The organism is Klenkia sesuvii, from assembly GCF_037083825.1.
In the GTDB taxonomy this organism is placed as follows: domain Bacteria; phylum Actinomycetota; class Actinomycetes; order Mycobacteriales; family Geodermatophilaceae; genus Klenkia; species Klenkia sesuvii.
The window spans coordinates 22,508-42,559 of record NZ_JBAPLU010000026.1; the positions used below are offsets into that span (position 1 = coordinate 22,508).

The 20,052-nt window shown below is 75.3% G+C and carries 16 protein-coding genes; 13 read left to right on the top strand and 3 right to left on the bottom strand.

Going from position 1 to position 20,052, the window contains the following annotated elements; genetic code table 11:
• The first annotated feature begins 16 nt into the window (after nucleotides 1-16).
• From TEK04_RS18815 to ligA, 7 genes are all read left to right on the top strand, one after another.
• Entirely contained in the window at nucleotides 17-1,579 is a 1,563-nt protein-coding gene (locus tag TEK04_RS18815) for an ATP-dependent DNA ligase (RefSeq protein ID WP_336405894.1), read from the top strand.
• The gene (locus TEK04_RS18820) at nucleotides 1,576-3,024 is read left to right on the top strand and encodes an MFS transporter (RefSeq protein WP_336405895.1); all 1,449 of its coding nucleotides are present in this window, start codon (nucleotides 1,576-1,578) and stop codon (nucleotides 3,022-3,024) included. Before TEK04_RS18815 ends, TEK04_RS18820 begins: the two co-directional genes overlap by 4 nt.
• The gene (locus TEK04_RS18825; protein WP_336405896.1) at nucleotides 3,021-4,217 is read left to right on the top strand and encodes a cysteine desulfurase family protein; all 1,197 of its coding nucleotides are present in this window, start codon (nucleotides 3,021-3,023) and stop codon (nucleotides 4,215-4,217) included. The genes TEK04_RS18820 and TEK04_RS18825 overlap by 4 nt, the downstream gene beginning before the upstream one ends.
• Before the next feature lie 2 nt (nucleotides 4,218-4,219).
• Nucleotides 4,220-5,299 carry a tRNA 2-thiouridine(34) synthase MnmA gene (gene mnmA / locus TEK04_RS18830; protein ID WP_336405915.1) on the top strand — a complete coding sequence of 360 codons (1,080 nt, stop codon included), beginning with the start codon at nucleotides 4,220-4,222 and terminating at the stop codon, nucleotides 5,297-5,299.
• 232 nt (nucleotides 5,300-5,531) lie between these two features.
• Complete coding sequence (locus TEK04_RS18835; protein ID WP_336405897.1) at nucleotides 5,532-7,790, top strand: bifunctional metallophosphatase/5'-nucleotidase; 2,259 nt, start codon at nucleotides 5,532-5,534, stop codon at nucleotides 7,788-7,790.
• Nucleotides 7,774-8,817 carry a methionine synthase gene (locus tag TEK04_RS18840; RefSeq protein ID WP_336405898.1) on the top strand — a complete coding sequence of 348 codons (1,044 nt, stop codon included), beginning with the start codon at nucleotides 7,774-7,776 and terminating at the stop codon, nucleotides 8,815-8,817. The genes TEK04_RS18835 and TEK04_RS18840 overlap by 17 nt, the downstream gene beginning before the upstream one ends.
• Nucleotides 8,818-8,854: 37 nt before the next feature.
• Complete coding sequence (gene ligA, locus TEK04_RS18845; RefSeq protein WP_336405899.1) at nucleotides 8,855-11,029, top strand: NAD-dependent DNA ligase LigA; 2,175 nt, start codon at nucleotides 8,855-8,857, stop codon at nucleotides 11,027-11,029.
• Nucleotides 11,030-11,051: 22 nt separating this feature from the next.
• Here ligA and TEK04_RS18850 read toward each other — a convergent pair whose 3' ends face one another.
• Nucleotides 11,052-11,702: an ACT domain-containing protein gene (locus TEK04_RS18850; protein ID WP_336405900.1), complete on the bottom strand. Its 651-nt coding sequence runs from the start codon at nucleotides 11,700-11,702 to the stop codon at nucleotides 11,052-11,054.
• Between the two features lie 217 nt (nucleotides 11,703-11,919).
• Here TEK04_RS18850 and gatC point away from each other — a divergent pair, with 217 nt between their 5' ends.
• The 4 genes from gatC to gatB are packed head-to-tail and all read left to right on the top strand — an operon-like array spanning nucleotide 11,920 to nucleotide 15,426.
• Nucleotides 11,920-12,231 (top strand): Asp-tRNA(Asn)/Glu-tRNA(Gln) amidotransferase subunit GatC, encoded by a 312-nt coding sequence (gatC, locus tag TEK04_RS18855; protein ID WP_336405901.1) that lies wholly within the window; start codon nucleotides 11,920-11,922, stop codon nucleotides 12,229-12,231.
• Nucleotides 12,228-13,742, top strand: coding sequence for an Asp-tRNA(Asn)/Glu-tRNA(Gln) amidotransferase subunit GatA (gene gatA / locus TEK04_RS18860; protein ID WP_336405902.1), 1,515 nt, complete (start codon nucleotides 12,228-12,230; stop codon nucleotides 13,740-13,742). The genes gatC and gatA overlap by 4 nt, the downstream gene beginning before the upstream one ends.
• On the top strand, nucleotides 13,739-13,930 hold the full coding sequence (locus TEK04_RS18865; protein ID WP_336405903.1) for a hypothetical protein: 192 nt from the start codon (nucleotides 13,739-13,741) through the stop codon (nucleotides 13,928-13,930). Before gatA ends, TEK04_RS18865 begins: the two co-directional genes overlap by 4 nt.
• On the top strand, nucleotides 13,927-15,426 hold the full coding sequence (gatB, locus tag TEK04_RS18870; RefSeq protein ID WP_336405904.1) for an Asp-tRNA(Asn)/Glu-tRNA(Gln) amidotransferase subunit GatB: 1,500 nt from the start codon (nucleotides 13,927-13,929) through the stop codon (nucleotides 15,424-15,426). Before TEK04_RS18865 ends, gatB begins: the two co-directional genes overlap by 4 nt.
• 144 nt (nucleotides 15,427-15,570) lie before the next feature.
• Here gatB and TEK04_RS18875 read toward each other — a convergent pair whose 3' ends face one another.
• A complete protein-coding gene (locus tag TEK04_RS18875; RefSeq protein WP_336405905.1) occupies nucleotides 15,571-16,719 on the bottom strand; it encodes a PQQ-dependent sugar dehydrogenase in 1,149 nt (382 codons plus the stop codon).
• A gap of 93 nt (nucleotides 16,720-16,812) precedes the next feature.
• Between TEK04_RS18875 and TEK04_RS18880 the strand changes: the two genes are divergently transcribed.
• Nucleotides 16,813-17,781, top strand: coding sequence for an NAD(P)-dependent oxidoreductase (locus TEK04_RS18880; RefSeq protein WP_336405906.1), 969 nt, complete (start codon nucleotides 16,813-16,815; stop codon nucleotides 17,779-17,781).
• 31 nt (nucleotides 17,782-17,812) lie between these two features.
• Here TEK04_RS18880 and TEK04_RS18885 read toward each other — a convergent pair whose 3' ends face one another.
• Nucleotides 17,813-18,190: a PH domain-containing protein gene (locus tag TEK04_RS18885; protein ID WP_336405907.1), complete on the bottom strand. Its 378-nt coding sequence runs from the start codon at nucleotides 18,188-18,190 to the stop codon at nucleotides 17,813-17,815.
• A 56-nt stretch (nucleotides 18,191-18,246) separates the two neighbouring features.
• On the opposite strand from TEK04_RS18885, the gene ilvD reads away from it, so the two are divergent.
• Complete coding sequence (gene ilvD / locus TEK04_RS18890; protein WP_336405908.1) at nucleotides 18,247-19,989, top strand: dihydroxy-acid dehydratase; 1,743 nt, start codon at nucleotides 18,247-18,249, stop codon at nucleotides 19,987-19,989.
• Nucleotides 19,990-20,052: the final 63 nt, after the last annotated feature.

The window sequence follows — 20,052 nt, forward strand, 5'->3', positions numbered from 1 at the left end:
ACGGACTTTCGCGCAGGTGGACGTCCTCGACGACGATGGACCGGTGCTGCTCGCCGACGTCGTGACCACCTCCGCCGCGGTCGGCGCCACCCGCGCCCGGACGGCGAAGAGCGCCGCGGTGGCGCAGCTGCTGCGGGCCGCAGCCCCCGACGAGGTCGCGCCGATCACCGCATGGCTGTCCGGCGCCCCGCGCCAGGGCAAGCTCGGCGCCGGCTGGCGCACCCTGTCCGGGGTCGACGCCGCCCCCGCCGCAGAGCCCAGCCTGTCGGTGGCCGCCGTCGAGGCCGCCCTCGACGAGCTCGCCGCCGTCACCGGCGCCGGCTCGACCGCCCGCCGGGCGCGACTGCTCGGCGACCTGTTCGGCGCCGCCACCGCCGACGAGCAGTCCTTCCTGCTCCGCCTGCTCGGCGGGGAACTGCGGCACGGTGCGCTCGAGGGCGTCGTGCTCGACGCCGTGGCCGCCGCCGCCGACGCACCCGCGGCCGTCGTCCGGCGGGCGTTCTTCCTCTCCGGTGAGCTGCCCGCGGTCGCCGCGCTCGCGCTGACCGGGGGAGTGCCTGCGCTGGAGGCCGTCCGGCTGCAGGTCGGCCGCCCGCTGCGGCCGATGCTCGCCTCGCCGGCCGATGACCTGCCCGACGCGCTGGGCGACGGCGACGTGGTGGTCGAGCAGAAGATGGACGGCGCCCGCATCCAGGTGCACAAGGACGGCGAGGACGTGCGCGTCTGGACCCGCAGCCTCAAGGAGATCACCACGCGGGTGCCCGAGCTCGTCGCCGTCGTGCGCGGCCTCCCCGCCCGGCAGCTGGTGCTCGACGGCGAGACCCTCGCGCTCACCGACGACGGCCGGCCGCGCCCGTTCCAGGAGACGGCCGCCCGCTTCGGCGCCGACGCCGGCGAGCTGCTGCTGCGGCCGTTCTTCTTCGACTGCCTGCACGTCGACGGCACCGACCTGGTCGACCAGCCGCTGGCGGCCCGGCACGAGGCGCTGGCCCGGGTCGCCCCGACGCACCGCATGCCCGGGGTCACCCGCCCCACGCCCGAGCAGGCGGCGGCCTTCCAGGCCGAGGCGTTGGGTGCCGGTCACGAGGGCGTCGTCGTCAAGACGCTGACCAGCCCCTACGCCGCGGGCCGGCGGGGGAGTGCCTGGCGGAAGGTCAAACCGGTGCACACCCTCGACCTCGTGGTCATCGGTGCCGAGTGGGGCTACGGCCGGCGCACCGGGTCGCTGTCCAACATCCACCTGGGTGCCCGCGACCCCGGCGGCGGGGCCCCGGTCATGGTGGGCAAGACCTTCAAGGGCATGACCGACGAGCTGCTGGCCTGGCAGACGCGCACGTTCCCCGAGCTGGTCACCGAGACCGACGGCGGCACGGTGACGATGCGCCCGGAGCTGGTCGTGGAGATCGAGCTGGACGGGGTGCAGCGCAGTCCCCGGTATCCCGGCGGCGTAGCGCTGCGCTTCGCGCGGGTGCTGCGCTACCGCCCCGACAAGGGCCCCGCGGACGCCGACACGCTGGACGCCGTCCGGGCACTGCTGCCGGGAAGCTCCCCGCCCGACGCGGGGTTGCCCCCGGGGTGAGCGGACCGGGCGTCTTCGACCGGCGGCACCGGTCGACCACGACCGGGCTGCTGGTGCTGGTCACCTTCGTCGCCTTCGAGGCGATGGCGGTGGCCACCGCCATGCCGACCGCGGTCGCCGAGCTCGACGGCCTGGCCTGGTACGGCTGGCCGTTCACCGCCTTCCTGGTCGCCCAGGTGGTCGGGATGGTGGTCGGCGGTGAGGTCGGTGACCGGCGCGGACCGCGGACGGCGCTCCTGGGGGGCGTGGCCGTCTTCGCGCTGGGACTGCTCGCGGCCGGGCTGGCCGCGGACATGGCGCTGTTCGTGGCCGGCCGTGCCGTCCAGGGCCTGGGCGGCGGGCTCATCGCGGTGTCGCTGTACGTCGTCGCGGGGGCGGCCTACGACCCGCGCATGCGGCCGGCGCTGTTCGGTGCACTCTCGGCCGCGTGGGTGGTGCCGGCCCTCGTCGGTCCGCTGGTGGCCGGGCTGGTCACCGCGACGGCCACCTGGCGGCTGGTCTTCCTGGGCATCCTCCCGCTGGTGGCCGTCGGTCTGGGCCTCGTGCTGCCGGCGCTGCGGGCCCTCGGGATCCCGACGGGGGCCTCGACCCCGGACCGCAGCCGACCGTGGTGGGCGGTGCTGAGCGGGGTGGGGGTGGGCACACTGCAGTACGCCGGCCAGCGGCTGGACCTCCTCGCGGTCCCCCTGGCCGTCGTCGGGCTCGCCGCATTGGTGGTGGGCCTGCGGGGGTTGCTGCCGCGGGGCACCGGCCGGGCCGCGCGCGGGCTGCCCTCCGTGGTCGCCTCGCGGGGCCTGCTGGCGGGGGCGTTCTTCGGGGTGGAGTCGCTCATCCCGTTCTCGCTCACCACCCTCCACGGCTACCCGGCCACCGCGGCGGGGGTGCCGCTGACCGCGGCCGCGCTGGGGTGGTCGACCGCCTCGGCGCTGCAGGGTCGCCGTCCCGACCTGTCGCGCGTGCGCCTGCTGCAGGCGGGGTTCGTGCTCGTGGTGGTCGGGGTCGCCGGCACCGCGCTCGTCGCCGTCCCGGGGCTGCACGGGTGGGCCACCTACGGCACGTGGGCCGTCGCGGGGGTCGGCATGGGGTTGGGCATGAGCAGCGTCGGCGTGCTGCTGCTGGACCAGTCGCCCGCGCACCGCCGCGGGGCGGACTCGGCCTCGCTGCAGATCGCCGACGTGACCGGGAGCGCGGTCTGCATCGGGGCGGTCGGCGTGCTGCTGGCCGCTGCGTCGGCCGGTTCGCTCCCGCTCACCGGATCGGTGCTCGCCGCCGTCGCCGGGCTGTCCTTGGTCGCCGCGGTCGGCGTGCTGGTCGCCGGCCGCTGCCACCCGGTCGACGGCGGGGTGGACGGCGGGGTGGGTGGCGAGGCCGACGGCGAGGTGGGCGGTCGGGCGGACGACGGGGCCGGGCCGCATCCGGGCGCGACTACCCTGGCGACGTCATGACCTACCTCGACCACGCGGCCACAACGCCGATGCTGCCCGAGGCCATCGCCGCGATGGCCGAGCAGCTCGCGCGGGTCGGCAACGCGTCGTCGCTGCACGCCAGCGGCCGGCTCGCCCGCCGCACGGCCGAGCAGGCCCGCGAGCAGCTGGCCGAGGCGCTCGGGGCCCGCCCGTCGGAGGTGCTGTTCACCGGCGGGGGGACCGAGAGCGACAACCTCGCGGTCAAGGGCATGTTCTGGGCCCGCCGCGCGGCCGACCCCCGACGCACCCGCATCCTGACCAGCCCGGCCGAGCACCACGCCGTCCTCGACAGCGTCGAGTGGCTGGTCGAGCACGACGGCGCCGAGGTGACCTGGCTCGACGTGACGCCCACCGGCGAGGTCACCGCCGAGGCCCTCACCGAGGCGCTGGGCGACGGCACCGACGTGGCCCTGGCCAGCGTGATGTGGGCCAACAACGAGATCGGCGCGGTCAGCGACCTCACCGCCCTGGCCGCCGCCGCGCACGCCGTCGGCGTCCCGTTGCACACCGACGCGGTGCAGGCGGTCGGGCAGGTGCCCGTGGACGTCGCCGCCAGCGGGGTCGATGCGCTGACCATGACCGGCCACAAGCTGGGTGGACCCATGGGCGCCGGGGTGCTCGTGCTGCGCCGCGACGCCGAGTGCACCCCGTTGCTGCACGGCGGGGGCCAGGAGCGCGACGTCCGCTCGGGCACCCTCGACGTCGCCGCCATCACCGCGCTGGCCGTGGCCACCACCACCAGCGTCGCCGGCCGTGCGGCCCGGACCGCACGGGTCGCCGCCCTGCGCGACCGCCTCGTCGCCGGGGTGGTCGAGCGGGTCCCCGACGTGCAGCTCAACGGCCCGGCGCTGGACTCCGTCGTGGCCGGCGGACCCGGGCGGCTGCCCGGCAACGCGCACCTGTCCTTCCCCGGGGCCGAGGGCGACGCACTGCTCATGCTCCTGGACGCCAACGGCATCGAGTGCTCCACCGGCTCGGCCTGCAGCGCCGGTGTCGCCCGGCCCAGCCACGTGCTGCTGGCCGCCGGTGCCGACCCTGAGCGGGCACGCAGCTCGCTGCGCTTCAGCCTGGGCCACACCTCGACCGGTGCCGACGTCGACGCCGTCCTCTCGGTGGTCGGCCCGGTCGTCGAGCGGGCCCGCCGCGCCGGGCTGGGGCGGCGGTCGGCGTGAAGGTGATCGCCGCGATGAGCGGCGGTGTGGACTCGGCCGTGGCGGCGGCGCTGGCCGTGGAGGCCGGCCACGACGTCACCGGGGTGCACCTGGCGCTCTCCCAGCACCGCCAGCAGCTGCGCAGCGGGTCCCGCGGGTGCTGCAGCGTCGAGGACGCCGACGACGCCCGTCGGGTCGCCGCCGAGCTCGGCATCCCCTTCTACGTGTGGGACATGGCCGACCGGTTCGCCTCCGACGTCGTCGACGACTTCGTCGCCGAGTACGCCGCCGGCCGGACGCCGAACCCTTGCCTGCGGTGCAACGAGAAGATCAAGTTCGCCGCGGTGCTGGACCGGGCACAGGCGCTGGGGTTCGACGCGGTCGTCACCGGCCACCACGCCCGCCTGGTGGACGGCGAGCTGCGCCGCTCGGTCGACGCGGCCAAGGACCAGAGCTACGTGCTGGGCGTGCTCACCGAGCACCAGCTGGCCGGGGCGGTGTTCCCGCTGGGCTCGATGACCAAGGAGCGGGTGCGCGGCCTCGCCGCCGAGCGCGGCTACGCGGTGGCCACCAAGCCCGACAGCCACGACATCTGCTTCATCCCCGACGGGGACACCCGCGGCTTCCTCGACCGGCGGCTGGGCTCCGCGCCCGGCCCGGTGGTCGACGCCGCGACCGGCGCGGTGGTGGGGGAGCACGGGGGCACGCACGGCTTCACGGTCGGCCAGCGCAAGGGGCTGGGCATCAGCGCGGGGGACCAGCGACCGCGCTACGTGCTGGGCATCGAGCCGGTCACCCGCACGGTCACGGTGGGCACGGCCGACCTCACCGGGGTCGACGAGGTGCGCACCGGTGCCCCGACCTGGGCCGGACCGGTGCCGGCCTGGCCGCTCGAGGCGCAGGTGCAGCTGCGGGCGCACGCTGCCGCCGTGCCCTGCACGGTGGTGCCCGACGGCGAGGGCCTCGTGGTCTCGCTGCACGAGACGCAGCGGGGCGTGGCGCCGGGCCAGTCGGCCGTGCTGTACGAGCCGGACGCCGAATGCGGCGACCGGGTGCTCGGCCAGGCCGCCGTCGCGCTCGCCGCGCGCCGCGCGACCGTCTGACCCGGGGGGGCAACCCGTCCCGGGTCCCCGTCGGGACGGCCGTCGACATGTCGACATGTCCACCCGGGTTGCGGGCGCGTGAACGCTGCGGGTCGGTTCACAGCGGACCCTTGGTTTCGTCAGGGGAGCGGGCTACGTTTCGCGGGGCGAGATGGTTCGCCGCGCTACTTAGTCATGCTCTGTGACCGAGCCGTCACGCACGGTTGGGCCGGGGCCAGTTCCTGGAGGACCCTTGCGCCGAACGCGCCTCACCCTCGCCGCGACCCTGGTGGCCTCGGCCGGCCTGGTCGTGGTGCCCACCGCGGCGTCCGCCGCCCCGGCACCCGCTCCCGACGTACCGGTGCAGCTGCTGTCCATCACCGACCTGCACGGGCGCATCGCCCCGACCACCGGGGGGGACTCCGTGCTCGGGGCGGCCACGGTCGGCGGTGCCGCGAACGTCGCGAGCACCGTCACCGCGCTGCGCGGAGCATTCGCCGCCGAGGGCGGCGCCGCGCAGAACTCCCTGTTGCTGGGCATCGGCGACCTGGTCGGCGCCTCGCCCTTCGAGTCGGCAGCGTTCCGGGATGAGTCGACCATCGAGGTGCTCAACGCGATGGGCATGGACGTCTCCGTGGTGGGCAACCACGAGTTCGACCGGGGCACCGATGAGCTCCGGCGGTTGTCCGGCGCCACCGACGGCACCTACACCGACGGCGTGGGTGCCTGCGACGATGTCGGTCTGCCCTCCCAGTCCTGCTTCCTCGACAGCACGAACCAGCCCTTCGGCGGGACGGACTTCCCGTACCTGGCCGCGAATGTGGTGCGGCCCGGCACGACCACGCCCATGCTTCCGCCCTACCTGGTCCAACAGGTGGGTGACCAGCAGATCGGCTTCATCGGGGTGGTCACCCGCACCACGCAGGGCACGGTCGCCGCGGACGGCATCGCCGACGTCGAGTTCCTGGACGAGGCCGAGTCCATCAACCGCTTCGTACCGGCGCTCCGTGCGCAGGGGGTCGAGGCAATCGTGGCCCTGGTGCACGAGGGGGCCACCAACACCGGGTCGGACACCGCTGAGGTCAACGGCTGCGCCGAGGTGACCGGCCCGCTCGTCGACATCAACGCCGACACCGACCCGGCCGTGGACGTCGTGATGGGCGGGCACACCCACCAGAACTACAGCTGCTACCTGACCGACCCCGCAGGTCAGCCACGCCTGGTGACCCAGCAGGGGTTCTACGGCCGTGTGGTCGGTGACACCCGCCTGGTGATCGACGGCGAGACCGGTGACGTCGACCGCCTGTGCGGGACCTACTCCTCCGCCAACGAGCCCACCGACCGAGCTGCCCGGCCCGCCGACGCGGGTATCGCCGGCATCGTGTCGTACTGGACCGACCGGGCCCAGGTGCAGGGCGCCGTCGAGGTCGGCGTCACCCGCGACCCCCTGAGCCGGGCCAAGGCCGCCGACGGCGTGACGGAGGACCGCGGTTCGGAGTCGCAGCTGGGCAACACCGTCGCCCAGGCCCAGTTGGAGGCGCTGCGGGACGACCCGGCAGGCACCTACGACGGTGCCGCGACGGAGTTCGCCGGGGGCGTCCCCGCCGTCGCCTTCATGAACCCCGGCGGTCTGCGGGCCGACATCGACGCCGGCCCGGTGACCTTCCGGGAGGTGTTCAACGTGCAGCCTTTCGGCAACTACGCCAACGCCGTCAGCCTCACCGGCGCCGACATCCGGCTGCTGCTCGAGCAGCAGTTCCCGACCGATGCCCGCGCTCGCCAGCTGTACCTGGGCACCTCCGAGGGCTTCTCCTACACCTACGACCCGGGCCGTCCGGCCTACGACCGGGTCGACCCGGCGTCGATCCGCATCACCGACCCGTTGACCGGCCAGGAGTCCGTCGTCGACCCCAGCGAGACCTACCGCGTGGTGGCCAACTCGTTCCTCACCCCAGGTGGGGACAGCTTCAGCGCCTTCACGAACGGCACCGACGAGGTGGCCGGCCCGGTGGACGTCGACACCCTCATCGCCCTGCTGGCCGGCACCACCGCGGCCGACCCGTTCGTGCCGCCGGCCGCCGACCACGGCACCGCGGTGACGGGGGGCGCCTGGCCCTCGTCACCGGTGACCCCGCCCGCCGGTGGTGGCGGGGGCGCAGGCGGCGGGGCCGACGGCACCGCCAGCGCCGCGGGCACCAGCGGTGTGCTCGGTGTGGCTGCTGCCGGGTTCACCTGCCCGGCAACGCCCGGGGGCGACGGGTCGGGTACCGGGAACGGCGACGGCACCGGGAACGGCGACGGCACCGGGAACGGGGACGGCACCGGCCACGGGCCGGGGACCTCTCCCGGCACCCAGCCGGTCGCCCACCCCGGCAACGGGATCGCGGCCGGGCAGCTCGCCAACACCGGTGCGGCCACCGGTCAGCTGACCGCCCTCGGCGTCGGCCTGCTGCTGGCCGGCGGGGTCGCCACCGCGGCGGGCTACCGTCGCGGGCGTGGCGTCACCCGGTAGTCCCCAGCACGACAGCACCCCCAGCACCACCGACCCGAGGCCGGTCCCCACGTCACCGTGGGGGCCGGCCTCGGGCGTCGGGTCGCTGCCCGGCACCGACCCGGCCGAGGCCGTGCGCCTGGTCGTGGGGGAGCTGCCCGGCTTCGCCCACCTGCCCGAGCTGCCCGAACGCGGTGCGGGGTCCGACATCGTCGGCCGCACCGCCGCCCTGCTCGTCGACGTCGCGGTGGACCTGACCCCGGCCGGCTGGCGTCTCGTGCCCCGCCCCGGCAAGGACCTGCAGCGGGCCCGGGAGTTCCTCGCCCGCGACCTCGACGCCCTCCACGACGTCGCCGGCGACTGGACCGGCCCGTTCAAGGTGCAGGCCGCCGGCCCCTGGACGCTGGCGGCCGCCCTGGAGCGCACCCGGGGCGAGCGGGCGGTGGTCGACCCCGGGGCGCGTCGCGACCTCGCGCAGTCCCTGGCCGAGGGGCTGCGGGCGCACGCCGCCGAGGTGGCGGCCCGATTGCCCGGGGCCACCGTCGTCGTCCAGGTCGACGAGCCGTCGTTGCCGGCGGTGCTGCGGGGCGCCCTGCCCACCGCCAGCGGCTTCGGCAAGCTCCCGGCCGTCGAGGAGCAGGTCGTGCAGGAGGAGACCACGCGCTTCCTCGCCGACATCGACCGGCCCACCGTGGTCCACTGCTGCGCCGCGGGGGTCCCGCTGGCCCTGCTGCGCGCGGCCGGGGCCGACGCGGTCGGCCTGGACCACGCGCTGGTGGGCGACCTCGACGCCGTCGGCACGGCGGTCGACGCGGGCACCCACCTCCTGCTCGGCGTCGTGCCCGGCACCGACCGCCCGCTCCCGGCGCCCAAGGCCACGGCCGCCCGGCTGCGGTCCTGGTGGGGTCAGCTCGGCTTCCCGGCCGAGCAGCTGCACACGGCGGTCACGCTCACGCCGACCTGCGGGCTGGCCGGCGCTTCCCCGGCCCACGCCCGGGCCGCCATGGCCCACGTGCGGGAGGCGGCGAAGTACCTCCTGCCCGAGTGAGTTTTCCTGTCGGACCCCGCGGCTACCGTCTCCGACCGTGAGCACCCAGGCCGAGGTCGACCCCACCGACACCCCCGACGCGCCACCCGTCGCGGCGGCAGCCGACCGGGCCGACGTCACCGAGGTCCCCGACCCGGCCCGCGCGCGCCACCGCGAGCTGTCCGAGGAGCTCGACCGGCTGGCGTTCGCCTACTACGTCAAGGACGCCCCGCTGGTCAGCGACGGCCAGTACGACGAGCTCATGGGCGAGCTCACGGCCCTGGAGGCCTACCACCCGGCGCTGGTCACCCCCGAGTCGCCCAGCCAGAAGGTCAACGGCGGCTTCGGCGCGACGTTCTCCCCGGTCACCCACCTCGAGCGCATGCAGAGCCTGGACAACGCGTTCACCTCCGACGAGCTCTCGGCCTGGGCCGCCCGCGCCGACCGCGACGGCGCCGCGGGGGCCGGCTACCTGTGCGAGCTGAAGATCGACGGCCTGGCCATCGACCTGGTCTACGAGCACGGCCGCCTGGTGCGCGCGGCGACCCGCGGCGACGGCACCACCGGCGAGGACGTCACGGCGAACGTGGCGACGATGGCCGACGTCCCCCAGCAGCTGGCCGGGGACCCCGACACGGGCGCGGTCCCCGAGCTGGTCGAGGTCCGCGGCGAGGTCTACTTCCCGGTCGCCGCCTTCGCCGAGGTCAACGCCGCCCAGGTCGAGGCCGGCAAGGCCCCCTTCGCCAACCCCCGCAACGCCGCCGCCGGGTCGCTGCGGCAGAAGGACCCGAAGGTCACCGCCAGCCGCCCGCTGCGGCTGCTCGTGCACGGCGTCGGCGCCCGCCGGGGCTTCGAGGTCGAGCGGCAGTCGCAGGCCTACGAGCAGCTGAAGGCGCTGGGCCTGCCCACCAGCGAGCGGTACGAGGTCGTGCCCGACCTGGAGGCCGTGTGGGCCTACATCGAGCGCTACCGCGAGCAGCGGCACTCCGTCGAGCACGAGATCGACGGCGTCGTGGTCAAGATCGACCAGGTCGCCCTGCAGCGGCGGCTCGGCTCCACCAGCCGGGCCCCGCGCTGGGCGATCGCGTTCAAGTACCCGCCCGAGGAGGCCACCACCAAGCTCCTGGACATCCGGGTCAACGTCGGCCGCACCGGCCGGGTCACCCCCTTCGGCTACATGGAGCCGGTCAAGGTCGCCGGCTCCACCGTCCAGCTGGCCACGCTGCACAACGCCAGCGAGGTCGTCCGCAAGGGCGTGCTGATCGGCGACACCGTCGTCATCCGCAAGGCCGGCGACGTCATCCCCGAGATCCTCGGCCCGGTGGTCGACGTGCGCACCGGTGACGAGGTCGCCTTCGTCATGCCCACGCACTGCCCCGAGTGCGGCACGCAGCTGCGGCACGAGAAGGAGGGCGACGCCGACATCCGCTGCCCCAACGCCCGCTCGTGCCCCGCGCAGCTGCGGGAGCGGGTGTTCCACGTCGCCGGCCGTGGTGCCTTCGACATCGAGGTGCTGGGCTACGAGGCCGCCACCTCGCTGCTGGCCAGCGGCCTGCTCTCCGACGAGGGCGACGTCTTCTCCCTCACCGCCGAGCAGCTGGCCACCGCCGACTTCTTCACCAAGAAGGACGGCACCCTCTCGGCCAACGGCCAGCGGTTGCTGACCAACCTGCAGACCCGCAAGGACGTCCCGCTGTGGCGGGTGCTGGTCGCGCTGTCCATCCGGCACGTCGGCCCCACGGCGGCGCAGGCGTTGGCCCGGGAGTTCGGTTCGATGGACCGGCTGATGGCCGCCACCGAGGAGGAGCTGGCCGCCGCCGACGGCGTGGGCCCCACCATCGCCGCCGCCGTGCGTGACTGGTTCGCCGTCGACTGGCACCTCGGCGTGGTGGAGAAGTGGCGCCGCGACGGCGTGCGGATGGAGGACGAGGCGTCCGACGCCGGCCCCGGTCCGCTCACCGGGGTCACCGTCGTGGTCACCGGGTCGTTGCGCGACCACAGCCGGGACCAGGCCATCGCCGCGATCCAGGAGCGCGGCGGCAAGGTGACCGGCTCGGTGTCGAAGAAGACCGGCTTCGTCGTCGTGGGCGCCGACCCCGGCAGCAAGTACGACAAGGCGGTGCAGGTCAAGGCCCCGATCCTCGACGACGACGGCTTCGCCGTCCTGCTCGAGCAGGGCCCCGACGCCGCCCGCGAGGTCGCCACCGTCGGCGACGGCAGCGAGACCGAGTAGGGCCAGGTCAGGTCAGGTCAGGTCAGGTCGGGGGCAGCTGGGAGACGGTGGAGGCGATGCCGACAAGGTGGGTCAGCCGCAGCAGCTCCGAGCGCCGGAACGCCGGCCCGCCCGAGCGGCCCACCACGACCGTCGCCGCAGAGCCGAACGGGGTGGCCATCATCTCCACCGCCAGGTCGCGCCAGCGCCCGGGTACCCAGTCGTCCTCGCTGGGCAGCAGCGCCGGCCCCTCGAGCGGGAGCCACGGCAGCGCGACCCCCGCGAACGCGGGTGCGGCGTCCGACCCGGCCACCACCTCCCCGTGCGCGTCCAGCACGACCGCCCAGCCGCAGTGGAACACCCGCGGAAGCTCGGCGGTCAGCAACGCCGGGGTGCCCGCGCCGCCGCCGGCCAGGGCCTCCAGCAGTGCCAGTTCGCGGTGGGTGTCCAGCTGGCCGGCGAAGGGGCGCAGCGACTCCACGGCCACGCCGGGCACGGTCGTCACGGCCGTGATCAGGCCGTCGACCACCCGGTCCTCGGCCAGCTCGACCACGATGTCGTCGACGGCCACGCCGCCGCCGCGCTCGAGCACGTCGACCGAGACGATGTCGATGCCTGCCCGTCCCAGCGCCGTGGCGACGGCGCCCAGGATGCCCGGCCGGTCGGGCACGACCAACCGCAACAGGTAGGACACGGCATCCTCCGGGAGACGTGGTCGGGGCTCGGGCCCGCCGGGTGCCGATCGCCGTCGATCGGGGGACGGGCACAGCCTGCCCCATCGCCTCCGCGCGAGGCCACCCCGTGGTCGGCGGGTCGTCGCCCGGGGCCCCCGTAGGATGGACGGCCGGGATGGGGCCTCCCGGCCCGCCCACCCGCACCACCCCCGATGACCGACGGAGCGCCACAGCCGCATGAGCACGGACAGCAGCAGCCTCTCCCGGGACGACGTCGCGCACCTCGCGCGGCTGTCCCGGCTCGCCGTCAGCGACGAGGAGCTGGACCTCTTCGCCGGCCAGCTCGGCGTCGTCCTCGGCGCCGTGGCCCGGGTGCAGGACGCCCCCACCGCAGACGTCGCGCCCACCACGCACGCCGTCCCGCTGACCAACGTGCACCGCCCCGACGCCGTCACCCCCAGCCTGCCCCGCGAGCAGGTGCTCGCCGGTGCCCCCGCCGCCGAGGACGACCGCTTCCGCGTGCCGCGCATCCTGCAGGGAGAAGCATGAGCACCGAGCTGACCCGTCTGGACGTCGCCGGGTTGCGCGCCGCGCTGGCCGGCGGCAGCGCCAGCGCCGTCGAGGTCGCCCAGGCCCACCTCGACGCCATCGCCGCCGCCGACGGCGCGCTGAACTCCTACCTGCACGTCGACGGCGAGGCCGCGCTGGCCACCGCCGCCGAGGTCGACCGCCGCCGCGCCGCGGGCGAGGAGCTCGCCCCGCTGGCCGGCGTCCCGGTCGCGCTCAAGGACGTCGTCGTCACCGACGGCGTGCCCACCACCAGCGGCTCGCGGATCCTCGAGGGGTGGCGGCCGCCCTACGACGCCACGGTCGCCGCGCGCCTGAAGGCCGCCGGCACCGTGCTGCTGGGCAAGACCAACATGGACGAGTTCGCCATGGGCTCCTCCACCGAGAACTCCGCCTACGGCCCGACCCGCAACCCGTGGGACCACGACCGCATCCCGGGCGGTTCCTCGGGTGGTTCCTCGGCCGCGGTGGCCGGGTTCCTCGCGCCCTGGTCGATCGGCACCGACACCGGCGGCTCCATCCGGCAGCCGGCCGCGGTCACCGGGCTGGTCGGGCACAAGCCCACCTACGGCTCGGTCTCCCGCTACGGGCTCATCGCGTTCTCCTCCAGCCTCGACCAGGCGGGCCCGATGGCCCGCACGGTCGCCGACGCCGCCCTCATGCACGAGGTCATCGGCGGCCACGACCCCCGCGACTCCACCTCGATCGAGGCGCCCGCCGCGCCCTACGTCGAGGCTGCCCGCCAGGGCGCCACCGGTGACCTGTCCGGCATGACCGTCGGCGTCGTCCGCGAGCTCGGCGGCGAGGGCCACACCGACGGCTACGAAGCCGGTGTGCTCGACGCCTTCCGCGCCGGGGTCGACCAGCTGCGCGCGCTGGGCGCCGAGGTGCGCGAGGTCTCCTGCCCCAGCTTCGACCTCGCCCTGGCCGCCTACTACCTCATCGCGCCCAGCGAGGCGTCGTCGAACCTGTCGCGGTTCGACGGCGTGCGCTACGGCCTGCGGGTCGGCGACGACGGCAGCCGCGACCTCGACGAGGTCATGGCCATGACCCGCGCGCAGGGCTTCGGGCCCGAGGTCAAGCGCCGCATCATGCTGGGCACCTACGCGCTCTCGGCCGGGTACTACGACGCCTACTACGGCCAGGCGCAGAAGGTGCGCACGCTCATCGCCGGCGACTTCGCCCGCTCCTTCGGCGACGTCGACGTCCTGGTGAGCCCGACCTCCCCGATCGTGGCCTTCCCGCTCGGCCAGCGGGTCGACGACCCGCTGGCCATGTACGCCGCCGACCTCTGCACGCTGCCGGCCAGCCTGGCCGGGCTGCCGGCCATCTCGGTGCCGTGCGGGCTCAGCGAGGGCCTGCCGGTCGGGCTGCAGGTCATGGCCCCGGCCATGGCCGACGACCGGTGCTACCGGGTCGCCGCCGGGCTGGAGGCCGCCCAGGACGCGGCCCGCGGGGGCCGGTTCCTCGACCAGCTGGCGGCACGGGCATGAGCGGCGCGCTCAAGGCCGCGTGGGGGCTGACCGCGTTCGTCGTCCTCGCCGGCGTCGTGCTGTGGGCCACCACCGGCCGCGCCGTGTTCGCCGTCTTCATCGTCCTGGGGGTGCTCACCGCGGTCGGCGCCGTCGTCACCGGCCGGGCCGAGGCCCGGGGCACCCAGCGGGGGAAGGACCTGCCGTGACCACCGATCGCCTGCTCGAGTTCGACGACGTCGTGGCCCGGTACGAGCCGGTCTTCGGCCTGGAGACCCACGTCGAGCTGGGCACCGCCTCCAAGATGTTCTGCGGCTGCGCCACCACCTTCGGTGCCGAGCCCAACACCCAGACCTGCCCGGTCTGCCTGGCGCTGCCCGGCGCGCTGCCGGTGGCCAACGCAGCCGCCATCGAGGCCACCATCCGCATCGGGCTGGCCCTGGGCTGCCGCATCGCCAGCTGGTCGCGGTTCGCCCGCAAGAACTACTTCTACCCCGACATCCCCAAGGGCTTCCAGACCTCGCAGTACGACGAGCCGCTGTGCACGGCCGGGCACCTCGACGTCGAGGTCGACGGCGAGACCTACCGCGTCGAGATCGAGCGCGTGCACCTGGAGGAGGACACCGGCAAGAACCTGCACGTCGGTGGCGCGACCGGACGCATCCACGGCGCCGACCACTCGCTGGTCGACTTCAACCGGGCCGGCATCCCGCTGGTGGAGATCGTGACCCGTCCGGTCCCCGGGGTCGGCGCCAAGGCCCCCGAGGTGGCCCGCGCCTACGTGGCCGAGCTGCGCGAGATCCTGCTCGCCCTGGGCGTGTCCGAGGTGCGCATGGAGCAGGGCAACCTGCGCTGCGACGTCAACACCTCGATGGCCCCGGTCGGGTCGCTGGAGTGGGGCACCCGCACCGAGACCAAGAACGTGAACTCCCTGCGCTCGGTCGAGCGGTCGGTGCGCTACGAGATGCGCCGGCAGGCCGCCCTGCTCGACGACGGCGAGCGGATCCTGCAGGAGACCCGGCACTTCCACGAGGACACCGGGTCCACCTCGGCCGGGCGGAGCAAGGAGGAGGCCACCGACTACCGGTACTTCCCCGAGCCCGACCTGGTGCCCGTGGCGCCCGACGCCGCCTGGGTCGAGCAGCTGGCCGCCGACCTGGCCGAGCTGCCGGCGGCGCGGCGCGCGCGGCTGCGCGAGGAGTGGGGGCTGTCGGACACCGAGATGGCCTGGCTGGTCAACGCCGGCGCGCTGGGGCTGGTCACCGACACCGTCGCCGCCGGGGCCGACCCCGCCGACGCCCGCAAGTGGTGGCTGGGCGAGCTGTCGCGCCGGGCCAAGGACGCCGGCGTGGAGCTCGCCGACCTGGCGATCACCCCGGCCCAGGTCGCCGAGCTGTGCGGGCTGGTCGCGGCGGGCACGGTCAACGACCAGCTGGCCCGCCAGGTGCTCGACGGCGTGCTGGCCGGTGAGGGATCTCCGGCCCAGGTGGTCCAGTCCCGCGGGCTGGCCGTGATGGGGGAGTCCGACGAGCTCGGTGCCGCCGTCGACGCCGCCATCGCCGGTGCCCCCGACGTCGTGGAGAAGGTGCGCGGCGGCAAGGTCGCGGCGCTCGGTGCGCTGGTGGGCGCGGTCATGAAGGAGACCCGCGGCAAGGCCGACGCCGCCACCGTGCGGCGCATGCTCGAGGAACGCGTCCTCCGCTGACCGGTTCGGTGCAGCCACTGCACCGAACCGTTGCAGTTGTCCGGCTGACGAGGTGGCCCGGAGGGTCGCCGAGGATGGCGGGGACCGGCTCCGAGCAGGCCGGGACGGCACCTGGACGCGGTCGGAGCCCGGAGGGCGACCGTGCTACAGGGGGCTGGTCTCGTCCGAGGCCGGTGGCTGGATGCGCAGCACCTTGTCGTCGTCCTCGGCCGGGCTGCCCAGCCCGTCGGTGTTCGACGTGGTGATCCACAGCGCGCCCTCGCCGTCGATCACCACGGTGCGCAGCCGGCCGTACTCGTCGACCAGGAACGGCTCGGGGTCGGTGGTCGGCGCCCCGTCGGGCCCCAGCTGGGTGAGCACCACCTGGCGGCCGTCGAGCGCACCGAGGAACACGAAGCTGCCGGAGATGGCGCAGCCGGCCAGGCCCCCGCTGTCGCCCGGGACGCTGAGCACCGGCGCGCCGGCGCCCGGGAGCGCGGCGGGGGAGCCGTAGTCGGTGCCCTCGACCAGCCGGTTGAGCTCGTCGGGACCGGTGGCCGCGTCGTCGGTGGCGAAGACGGCGCCGTCGGCGCCCAGGCACAGCGACCGGACGTCGGACAGCCCCGAGGCGTAGACCGGCGAGTCACCCACGGGCTGGCCGAAGACGTCGTAGGCGAGCACCTTGCCCGCCAGCGAGGACCGGTCCTGCGCCGTGGGTGCGTCGCCGGTGTCACCGGTGCCGACGTACATCGTGCCGTCCAGCCCGAACACCAGGCCACCGCCGTTGCGGGTCTGCCCCCGCGGGATGCCGGTGACCACCGGGTTGGGCGTGCCACCCAGCGGGAAGCGCACCACCCGGGCGTCGGTCGCGGTGGTCAGGTAGGCGTAGAGCAGCCCGTCCTGGGCGTAGGTGGGCGAGAGGGCCAGCCCCAGCAGCCCCCCGTCACCGCTGGTGTCGATCCCGGGGACGACCATCAGCTCACGGGCGGGGGACCGGTCGGGGAAGACCTGCAGCAGGCGACCGGTCTCGCGCTCGGCGACGACTGCGGTGCCGTCGGGCAGCAGGGCCAGCCCGGTGGGGACGGCGAGGTCGGTGGCCAGCACGTTCGGGTCGCCCTCGGTCTCCTGGTCCGAGCCCGGGGTGGACGGGTCGCCCGGCCGCGGCGCCGGTGAGGTCTGCGCCGGCGGCCCCACCTGCGGGCCGGGGTCCTCCTGCTGGGCGCGGAACGGTCCGCTGGGGGTGTAGCCGCCACCGCAGCCGGCGAGCAGCAGGCAGGCGCCGGCGGCCACGAGGGCACGCGCGCGCGGGGTCACCGGTCCGAGGGTACCGACTCCGGCCCCGCCGGACCTGCGCCGCGCGGGTGCCCCGATCGCCGCCGGGCGGCGGCGCACCTACCGTCGGTGACCGTGCCCGACACCGACACCCCCACCGACACAGCTGCCCTCGACCTGCCCGACGACGCCGAGCTCCACGTGCTGGTGCCCTCCCGCGCCCTCGGGGAGCACCTCGAGCAGGTGTCCCCGCGCGTGCGCGCCCACCGGGTCGACCCCGCCGCCGGCGCGCCCACCGGCGACGCCGCCCGGGCCCAGGTGTGGGTGCCGGCCGGCGGGTCGGACATCCCCGAGGGCTTCCTCGAGGGTCTGCCCGACCTGCGCCTGGTGCAGCTGATGAGCGCCGGGGCCGAGAAGTTCGTGGGCCGGCTGCCGGCGGGCGTCGTCCTGTGCAACGCGCGGGGTGCGCACACGCCGGCGACCGCCGAGTGGGTGGTCGCCGCTGCGCTCGCCGCCCAGCGGGGTCTCCCGCACTTCACCCGGGAGCAGGACGCCGGGCGCTGGGCCCCCGGCACCGAGCGCTCGCTGGTCGGGGCGCGCGTGCTCGTGGTCGGCGCCGGCGACATCGGCCGCACGGTGGGCCGCATGCTCGCCGGCTTCGACGTCGACCTCACCTTCGTGGCCCGCAGCGCGCGCGACGGGGTGCGGGCCACCGCCGACCTCCCCGACCTGCTGCCGGCGGCCGACGTCGTCGTGGTCGTCGTGCCGGTCACCGACGAGACGGTGGGGTTGGTCGACGCCGGCTTCCTGGCCGCGATGAAGGACGGCGCACTGCTGGTGAACGTCGCCCGCGGGGTCGTGGTCGACACCGACGCCTTGCTGGCCGAGCTGACCGCGGGCCGGCTGCGGGCCGCCCTCGACGTCACCGACCCCGAGCCGCTGCCGACCGGGCACCCGCTGTGGTCGGCGCCGGGCCTGCTGCTCACCCCGCACGTGGCCGGCGCCGTGCCCGGCACCGGTGCCCGGGCCTTCGCCGCGGTCGCCGACCAGGTGCAGCGGGTGCTGGCCGGTCGGCCACCGGTGAACGTCGTCGACCGCTACTAGGCGCACCCCGCCGCGGGGGGCCGGCGGTGGGTCAGGCGGTCGGGTCGGGGATGCGACCACCGGAGAGGGCGGCCAGCCGGGGCAGGTCGCGCGCCCGGACGACGGGCAGCCGCGTCTCGGTGCCCGCGGTGGACACCAGGTACAGCTCCTGCCGGGCGCCCACGCGCAGCCCGGCCACCTCCTCCCACGGCACCGTGCGGCCGGCCAGCAGCGTGCGCGGCACGATGCCGCCGGGACCGAGGTCGACCCCCACGCGCAGCACCCACGCCGCCGCGAGCGCCGGCAGCAGCAGCACCGGGAGCGCCCACCAGGCCGCGGCGGCGACGGGCAGCGTGCAGGCGGCGAACACCAGCACGGGGAGCAGTGCCACCCGGCTCATCCGCATGCGGGCGGTGCGGTCGTCGTCCACGGCCGACGATGATCCCAGACCGACGACGACCCCGGACCGGCCTACCATCGGCGCCCGTGACCACCGAGTCCGTGCCCACCGAGCCCGTCCCCACCGAGCCCGTCGCCACCGAGGGTGCCGCCCCCACCCCCTCGATCAAGCCGCGCTCCTACGAGGTGACCGACGGCGACCACCGGGCCCCGGCCCGGGCGATGCTGCGCGCGGTCGGCATGGGCGACGAGGACTTCGCCAAGCCGCAGGTCGGCGTCGCCTCGTCGTGGAACGAGATCACCCCGTGCAACCTGAGCCTGGACCGGTTGGCCAAGGCCGTGAAGACCGGGGTGCACGAGGCCGGTGGCTTCCCGCTGGAGTTCGGCACCATCTCGGTGTCCGACGGCATCTCGATGGGGCACGAGGGCATGCGGGCCTCGCTGGTGTCCCGGGAGGTCATCGCCGACTCGGTCGAGACGGTGGTGTTCGCCGAGCGTCTGGACGGCTCGGTGCTGCTGGCCGGCTGCGACAAGTCGTTGCCCGGCATGCTCATGGCCGCCGCCCGGCTCGACCTGGCCGCCGTCTTCCTCTACGCCGGGGCGACCGTGCCCGGCAAGCTCGGTGACCGTGACCTGACGATCATCGACGTCTTCGAGGGCGTCGGCGCCTGCGCGGCCGGCACGATCACCCGCGACGAGCTGACCGAGATCGAGAAGGCCACCTGCCCGGGCGAGGGCGCGTGCGGGGGCATGTACACCGCCAACACGATGGCCAGCGTCGCCGAGGCGCTGGGCATGAGCCTGCCGGGCAGCGCTGCCCCGCCGGCCCCGGACCGTCGCCGCGACGGCTACGCGGTCGAGTCGGGCAAGGCCGTCGTCGAGCTGCTGCGCCGCGGCATCACCGCCCGCCAGATCATGACCAAGGAGGCGTTCGAGAACGCCATCACCGTGGTCATGGCCCTGGGCGGCTCGACCAACGCGGTGCTGCACCTGATGGCCATCGCGCACGAGGCCGACGTCGACCTCACCCTCGACGACTTCAACCGCATCGGTGACCGCACCCCGCACCTGGCCGACGTCAAGCCCTTCGGCCGGTTCGTGATGACCGACATCGACCGCATCGGCGGCATCCCGGTGGTCATGAAGGCCCTGCTGGACGCCGGCCTGCTGCACGGGGACTGCCTCACCGTCACCGGCCGCACCATGGCCGAGAACCTGGCCGACATCGCGCCGCAGGACCCCGACGGCGCGATCATCCGCGCGATGGACGACCCCATCCACCGCACCGGTGGCCTCACGATCCTCCGCGGGTCGCTCTCGCCCGAGGGCGCGGTCGTGAAGAGCGCGGGCTTCGACGCCGAGGTCTTCGACGGCACCGCCCGCGTGTTCGACGGCGAGGCCGGCGCCATGGACGCGGTCACCGAGGGCACCCTGGAGCCCGGTGACGTCGTGGTGATCCGCTACGAGGGCCCGCGCGGGGGCCCCGGCATGCGCGAGATGCTCGCGGTGACCGGTGCGATCAAGGGAGCCGGGCTGGGCAAGGACGTCCTGCTGCTCACCGACGGCCGCTTCTCCGGCGGGACGACGGGCCTGTGCGTCGGGCACATCGCCCCCGAGGCCACCGACGGCGGACCCATCGCCTTCGTCCGCGACGGCGACCGCATCGTGCTCGACCTGGCCGCCCGCACCCTCGACCTGCACGTCGACGCCGACGAGCTGGCCCGCCGCCGCGAGGGCTGGGCCCCGCCGACCCCCCGGTACACCCGCGGCGTGCTGGCGAAGTACGCCAAGCTGGTCGGCTCCGCCGCGGGGGGCGCGGTCTGCGGCTGAGGCCCGCCGCCCCGAAGGGGTGAGGCCGACGCCCCCGGGCTGGGGCGGTGCCGGTGGGCTGCC